Below are 6,871 nucleotides of genomic sequence, written 5' to 3'. Positions count from 1 at the left end.
GGTCTCAGGGTGGATGTCGTACATTCGAGCCAACACCCCCACCTTAACACCTGCCATAGCTTCTTTCACAACTTTTAAACGTTTTTCTTCATTCAACCTTTTTCCCATACCGATCATCTCCCTTTGTCCTAAGTTTAAATTATTGGGCAGGGAGACTCCAGTTTAATTAGGGGGCCTTAGAGCATTTGCAGCAATTTAGGGCATTTAGAGGCTTTACATAAACAAAGCCTGCACATTTGCAGGAATTTCAGGAATTCCGCATCATGACACTATTACACATGAGATACGGTCATAGCATGTGGCGGGATCAAGCGGTGCAGGGGTCGTCTTCCTTGAACGGCTATTCCAAGTTTTGACAATAAACCTACTTTTGGGACAGCACCTTTTTGCTATTGGGAACATATTATTTTGATGAGCCCGGATTTTATTTTGTTTGAAAGGACAACGCATTAGCCATCTTTTTCGCATGGGATATATTCATTAAATTAAAAATCATGAGGTTGATATCGCCAGATGCTGTGGCATAGTCGATAGCAAGGTACGGTCCTTTGTAATTATAATTTGCAATGGCCTGAACTCCGCCACCGACGACTTCCCAAGGTTTTAATTTAGAACCTGTACTAACGCCTTCCCGATAAATGGGGCTTGATTTTTGGGACAAGCTTTCTTTAGGAACAGCAGCAGCGCCTCTAATATGGATGAGAGGTAATTCAAATCTCAATTGGTTTTGATCAATAATTAATTTATCGGCAGTGATATGTAAATTAACTCTGGACATTTCCGGTATGTTTGGGATGCCATACATATGGACACCATGGTAGCTGATGTAGGCCCCTAATTGTTCCTTGGCCTTTGAAGTTTTATATTGATTTTTAATGAGGAAGTAAAGTAATACTAGAATAACTAATCCAAAGAATATAAAGCCGCCTGAACCTTCCGGCAGTTCATACCCGCTATTAATAACTCGACCTAAGACGAAGGCGATGGTAAAAAATATGACTGTAAAAATAATTCGTTTGACTAGCTTATCCTTTTTTTTGATCGCTGCTTGGATAGTCAGGACTAGGAAAGTAAAAAATCCAAAAGAAGCTAGTCCTAAAATGACATTAAGCATGGTCTGCAGTCCTCCTGATTTCCTGTTTATGTAATCTGTTCAGGTTCAACATTAGCAGAATGTGGTACTTCATGTCTAGTAGATTTCCTGTGCAGGAGTCATATGAATATGCTAGTATACTTTTTGGCATCATGCACCAGCTTTTAACATTTAGGGAGGGATATGATTGAAACGTAGCTGGATCAATTCTCCGTACACATTCGCTTTGGGGATGTTTGCAATGATGGTTCCGAGTCAGGCATTTACCTCGTTTTATAGCTATTTCTATGTTGAGAAGCTTGGTCTGGGAATTGGGCTTGCAACACTAGCACGGACAATCTTTTTGATCTGGGATGCAGTAAATAATCCGCTATTTGGCTATTGGTCGGATCGTACGAATACACGTTACGGTCGTCGCAGGCCATGGGTATTTGGCGCTATTCCATTGTTCATGCTGTTTTTTGTGCTCGTATTCTCACCGCCAAGCGGTTTATCGGAAAATGGACTATTTATTTGGTTTCTAGTAACACTTGTTCTATTTGAGGCGGCAGCCACGGTGCTGTGGGTGAACTACGGAGCGTTATTTCCAGAGCTTTTTCGCGGGGATCGTTTAAGGGCCAAAGCATCTGCTATCCAGCAGGGATATCAAGTAGTTGCTTTACTAATAGCTACCGCATTAACACCTGTTATTTATGCAGCTATCAATTTCTCTAATATGGCGCTATTGTATGCCTGTATTTTTGGCTTGTTTATGTTGTTATGCATGATGAGTGTCCGTGAAAACCCGGAATCGAACCAAGGGGAGCAGCTTGGGCTAATTCCTGCTTTTAAGGAAACGATGAAGAACAAGAAATTTTGGGTGTTTAACATCTCGAATTCTTTCGCTCAGACAGTGAATGGACTGATTAGCTCAATGATTCCCTTTTACGCAAAATATGTGTTGAACATTTCAGAGGCGCAAGTGTCCATATTGCTGGCGGCGGTGTTCGTATCGGTTATCCCATTAGTTTTCGTATGGTACTGGATCATTCGCAAAATGGATGGGGTCAAAGCATGGCGACTATCGTTATATGTGTACGGTTTGTCGGTCATTCCGCTCTGGTTCGGGTATGATCTGGTTAGCGGGATCATTGCTGGTGTAGCCGTAGGTTTTGGCTTGGCGGGATTTTTTGTCACTCCGGCGTTAGTAGGCGGACGGATCATTGATGAGGATGAGGAGAAAACCGGATTAAGAAGAGAAGGAATTTATACGGCGGTTGCTGGTTTTATTACACGTTCAAGCGGTCTGATTTCGGCGCTGGCCTTCCTGATTGCAGGTATGATTTTTGGTTATGAGAGCGGGGACAATCCGGGGGCATCGCCGGAACTGACTTTCCGATACTTAATAAGTGTTGTGCCACTATGTTTGTTAGTGATATCTGTCGTTCTATCCTACACCGTTAAGTTTAATTTTTCGGAAAATAAAAGAGGTGACCACGATCTTGAGCAAACAGAAGCGATTAATCGTTAATTGTGATGATTTTGGACAAAGTGGGCCCATGAATGGGGCAATTATGCACTTGCTGGAAGAAGGTAAGGTATCCTCCACAACCATTATGGCTGTAGCCCCCGGGTTTGATGAAGCAGCAGCGTGGAGCGTTCGTAAGGGCATGACGAATGTGGGATTGCATTTAACGATGACAAGCGAATTCGATGCTCTAAGGTGGACCAGTCTTACAAGCCATCCCTCGCTGCATGATGTGAGCGGACATCAGTACAGGACAGTGAAGGAATTTGAGATGGGGGCCGAGACCAGAGCTGTATTGCGAGAGATCGATGCACAATTTGAGAGGGTGAAAAAAGCAGGGATCGCCATCAGCCACGTCGATAATCATATGGGCAGCCTGTATGGAATGGAGACAGGACGCAGCCTGCTTCCGCAGATGTTATGGAGAATCTCACGGTGGAAATTACCCGCCAGATTTTTTCGCAACATTCATACGGATGACCCGCTGCTCGGCTCGCTTACGAATATCGAGCGTCCGGTCGCTAAAGCCGCCGCGCTGGCAGATACGCTGGGAGTGCCTATTCCCGACTATCTGTTGTCACATCCCTTTGATTTACAAGCAGGCGAAACGTATGACAGCTTCAAGCAGTCGATCATTGACAAGATTTATAGACTCCCGGATGGCGTTAGCGAAACTTATATTCACCCGGGAGTAGAGGATGAATGGATGCTGAAGCATATCCCTCACTGGGAGAAAAGAGTATGGGAGTTCCGGTTATTTTGTGACGATGATTTGACCTATGCATTGCACGATGCTGGTGTTGAGATGATCAATTACCGCTATGTGCAGAATCAGCTCAGACGTCCGCGCATACGTTCAGCGTTTAAATTAATAAAGGAGCTGACTAGGTAAACTGCATTCACATTGTGCAGCTACAGCTCATCTGCGATACCAAGTAATGCAATACCAACAATAACGACAACAATAACCACATACTGCAGCTTACTCAGCTTTTCCTTAAGGAAGATCCGGGACAATATGACGGAAAAAATGCTATATGAAGCAATGAGCGGTGCTGCGATAATGGCGTTACTGGACATGGCAAACACGTAGAAGAACTGTCCGATGGTTTCCAGAATCGCAGCACAGCCTTTATCTCGTTCTTTGAATGGATTAAACGATTCCTTCTTCATAAATTTCAGATAAATAAAGCATATTGCGGCACAGATAAAAAAGGTGAACTCATACGAGAGCAGGGCCGCATCTTCGCTGATCAGCTTCAGTTCATCTAAATAGATGCCATCGGCAAATGTTCCGAGTCCATCGATCAAGCAGTATAGAATAGGGAACATAATCGCCATGAATCCGATTTGATATTTTCTATCCATTTCGGTGGAATTAGCCCGCAGCGCTGCTTGCTCCTCTTTTTTTTCCAAAATAGCAATTGAAATGACGCCCAGAGTGATCGTAACAATTCCTAGTATTTGAATCAGATTAAGTGTGTGTGTGAAAAAGATGAACAGAAGAATAGTCGTTACCGCTCCGGAAGAATTTTGCACAGGTGAGGCAATGGACAGATCGATATATCGTAATCCTATGTACCCGATGGCCATCGACAGAATATAAAGGGCAGATACAGGCAAATACCGGATCATATCCATAGGGTCCAGAGTAATTCCTTTCGTTAGCATATACCCCGTACCATGAATACCCATGACCAATCCCACCATAATTACAATCTTGATATGGCTGAATCGATCCAGAGGGTCAGTCCCCTTTTTGTAAAATAAATCAGCGCCCCCCCATGTGAAGGCTGTTAATAAAGCAAATGCAAACCACATACGAAAATCTCCTTGTTATAGATTCACTCCGTTTTAGACAACAGAGACAGGCTGGACATATGCAAAATGAAAAATTCGGCATGAGTCCGCATCTAGTCATAACATAAAAGAAAGTCGTTTGTCAGTACCTTTTGATATACTCAATATATACATAACCGCCGCTAACCGTAATGCTGTTTCCCGGAATGATTTTAGTTACGGGGTACGACTTGCGTATTGTCCTTATTAGAGTCGCAGCCTGTAACGCTGACTGAAAGATTCATGAATGCGAAAATTTGAATTTAATGGAAGGTAGAGTGGAGAGTAATGCAATGTATCCAATTATCGAATAGCAATCTGAAAGATGAACATATTTGCTGCGCCTTGGGAGCAAAACAATATGAGCAAGCAGTCATTGAGAAGAAAAAATGGTTGTCAGATCGTATGGAGGAAGGGTTAGTGTTTTATCGCTTAGACGAGCGTGCAAAGGTTTTTATAGAGTACTTGCCTGCTGATAAAGCATGGGCTCCTATTGCTGCACCTAACTATATGTACATAAATTGTCTTTGGGTTTCTGGAAAATATAAAAATCAAGGATATGCGAAGCGATTGCTGGATAAATGCAAGGAAGATGCAGCAGCACTTGGTATGGATGGAATTGTTCATATCGTGGGGAGTAAAAAGCTCCCGTACCTAAGCGATAAACGGTTTTTTGAACATATGGGATTCAAGGTAGTTGATCAGGCAGATCCATATTTTGAGCTGGTTGCCCTGCAACTGAATGAATCAGCTGCGCTTCCTGCCTTTAAAAAAATGGATGAAAACGCCTCTGTAAATGAAAAAGGGATTGTGATATATTTTTCCGCCCAATGCCCTTTTGCTGTTGGTATAGTAGAAGAGTTAAGAGAGGTTGCAGTGAATAAAGGAGTTCTTTTTACCGCACATAGATTGATTACACGGGATGAATCTCAATATGCTCCTGTTATATGGTCAACCTTCGCACTGTTTTATGACGGAAAATTTATAACTCATGAAATAATGAGCCCTAATAAATTCGAAAAGCTGTTAACAACGATATTATGATCCTTAATGAGTGAAGTAGATGGTATTGTAACGAGGAGAATGATATTTCGGGGAGATTTGGGGAATTTCACAATGTCATTATTACGATTTTCACCAGAGAAGTAGTTCTAGGGAAAGCAGATTTCCTTTGAACTACTTCTTTATTTGAGTTTAGCCCCTCTTTAAGCTTCTGCATGTTTTGTCCATGACACTTTTGATTTTGCGGTGTTTTTGTAATGGACTTGCTTTTCCTGAATAAATTTGATCCAGTGAAATCAAACCATTTTTTAATGTAGAGGATACATGCTTGTAGACCGGAGAATCAGGATTTGTATAAAGCAGCTTTGCGCTTCGCGCACAGGCTCTTCTTACTTGCTGGGCTGATCTTCGGTACGATGGACGTTTGCTATTTTTCCATTTTCGCAAAGTACGAAGGGTATTTTTATAGACCCGTATCTTATCTGATGGAGGGCAGATTGCAAATAGGGTTAGCTCTGGATCGCGGTAGCCGTGTTTTTTGTAGAGAATCTGTAAATTTTCAAATTCAGAGTCTGCATCTCGAAAGGATGATGGGTGTTCTTGATGGTAGCCGACGATCTTCTTGATGACCTTGAATTTATATCCACGACGGTGGAGTCGGTAACCTAGCTCCCAATCCTCAAGTCCGTATTTGAAAAATTTCTCGTGAAATCCGCCAGCTCTCACAAATAGTCTCTTAGGCATGGATAGGCAACGGGTGACGGATAACAACCAAGGCGCTACATCGGTTTTTGCATACTGTGCCTTGATCGGTTCATCTACATCCCACGGAGCAATTACTTGCTTGAGCCTGTCGGTCTGATGCTGAACGTCATCCAAGGATATAACATCCAGGGTCTCTTTTGCCTCCCAGAACTGATCGTTCCATAAGCCGGTATCCTTCAATACCGAATGCATAAGCCCTCTCTCATCCATTGAGAAGTCGGCGTGCATATGAGTATAGACATTTTGCCATATGTTAGGTGCGCCTGACACAACGGTGTTTCGGTATTTTGTATGGTACAGGGTATGGATTTGAATAAAGTTCGGAGAGACAAGAAAATCCGGGTCGCAAAAAATAATGTAGCGCTCTTTGGTCTCATCGACACCAACGTTCCGCGCAACAGATCTGCCTGATTGCTGCTTCAGAGATAACAGAGTAAGACGATAGGGAGGATGATATTGCTGCAATCGCTCAATAGTATCATCTGTTGAACCGTCATTGACAATGATGATCTCAAATTGGTCCATAGAACACGTTTGCTTTTCAAATGCCTTCAACGTTAGCATTAATTGCATGGAGCGGTTAAAAGAGGGAATGACAACGCTAAACTTCATGGGTTTATGTGACACCTCCATGTTTAGTGATTTCGTACATCTTATGCGCGGAT

6 protein-coding genes are annotated in these 6,871 nt (G+C 42.7%); 3 read left to right on the top strand and 3 right to left on the bottom strand.

Going from position 1 to position 6,871, the window contains the following annotated elements:
• Positions 1–424 precede the first annotated feature (424 nt).
• Positions 425–1,114: a hypothetical protein gene (locus tag BLS49_RS20340; protein ID WP_091235180.1), complete on the bottom strand. Its 690-nt coding sequence runs from the start codon at positions 1,112–1,114 to the stop codon at positions 425–427.
• Between the two features lie 166 nt (positions 1,115–1,280).
• On the opposite strand from BLS49_RS20340, the gene BLS49_RS20335 reads away from it, so the two are divergent.
• Positions 1,281–2,603, top strand: coding sequence for an MFS transporter (locus BLS49_RS20335; protein ID WP_091235178.1), 1,323 nt, complete (start codon positions 1,281–1,283; stop codon positions 2,601–2,603).
• 28 nt (positions 2,604–2,631) lie between these two features.
• Entirely contained in the window at positions 2,632–3,492 is an 861-nt protein-coding gene (locus BLS49_RS20330) for a polysaccharide deacetylase family protein (protein ID WP_425432166.1), read from the top strand.
• 20 nt (positions 3,493–3,512) lie between these two features.
• Here BLS49_RS20330 and BLS49_RS20325 read toward each other — a convergent pair whose 3' ends face one another.
• The gene (locus BLS49_RS20325) at positions 3,513–4,421 is read right to left on the bottom strand and encodes an EamA family transporter (protein WP_091235174.1); all 909 of its coding nucleotides are present in this window, start codon (positions 4,419–4,421) and stop codon (positions 3,513–3,515) included.
• A 306-nt stretch (positions 4,422–4,727) separates the two neighbouring features.
• Between BLS49_RS20325 and BLS49_RS20320 the strand changes: the two genes are divergently transcribed.
• Entirely contained in the window at positions 4,728–5,483 is a 756-nt protein-coding gene (locus BLS49_RS20320; protein ID WP_091235172.1) for a GNAT family N-acetyltransferase, read from the top strand.
• 150 nt (positions 5,484–5,633) lie between these two features.
• Here the strand turns inward: BLS49_RS20320 and BLS49_RS20315 are convergent, their stop codons facing one another.
• Complete coding sequence (locus BLS49_RS20315) at positions 5,634–6,818, bottom strand: glycosyltransferase family 2 protein (protein ID WP_175471488.1); 1,185 nt, start codon at positions 6,816–6,818, stop codon at positions 5,634–5,636.
• Positions 6,819–6,871: the final 53 nt, after the last annotated feature.

The sequence above is a fragment of the Fontibacillus panacisegetis genome (assembly GCF_900102215.1).
Classification (GTDB): Bacteria; Bacillota; Bacilli; order Paenibacillales; family Paenibacillaceae; genus Fontibacillus; species Fontibacillus panacisegetis.
This window is presented reverse-complemented; position numbering and strand designations above follow the sequence as displayed.

Coding starts and splice junctions, on each gene's coding strand:
- BLS49_RS20340 (WP_091235180.1), bottom strand. CDS start 1,114: ATGCTTAATGTCATTTTAGGACTAGCTTCTTTTGGATTTTTTACTTTC.
- BLS49_RS20330 (WP_425432166.1), top strand. CDS start 2,632: ATGAATGGGGCAATTATGCACTTGCTGGAAGAAGGTAAGGTATCCTCC.
- BLS49_RS20325 (WP_091235174.1), bottom strand. CDS start 4,421: ATGTGGTTTGCATTTGCTTTATTAACAGCCTTCACATGGGGGGGCGCT.
- BLS49_RS20320 (WP_091235172.1), top strand. CDS start 4,728: ATGCAATGTATCCAATTATCGAATAGCAATCTGAAAGATGAACATATT.
- BLS49_RS20315 (WP_175471488.1), bottom strand. CDS start 6,818: ATGAAGTTTAGCGTTGTCATTCCCTCTTTTAACCGCTCCATGCAATTA.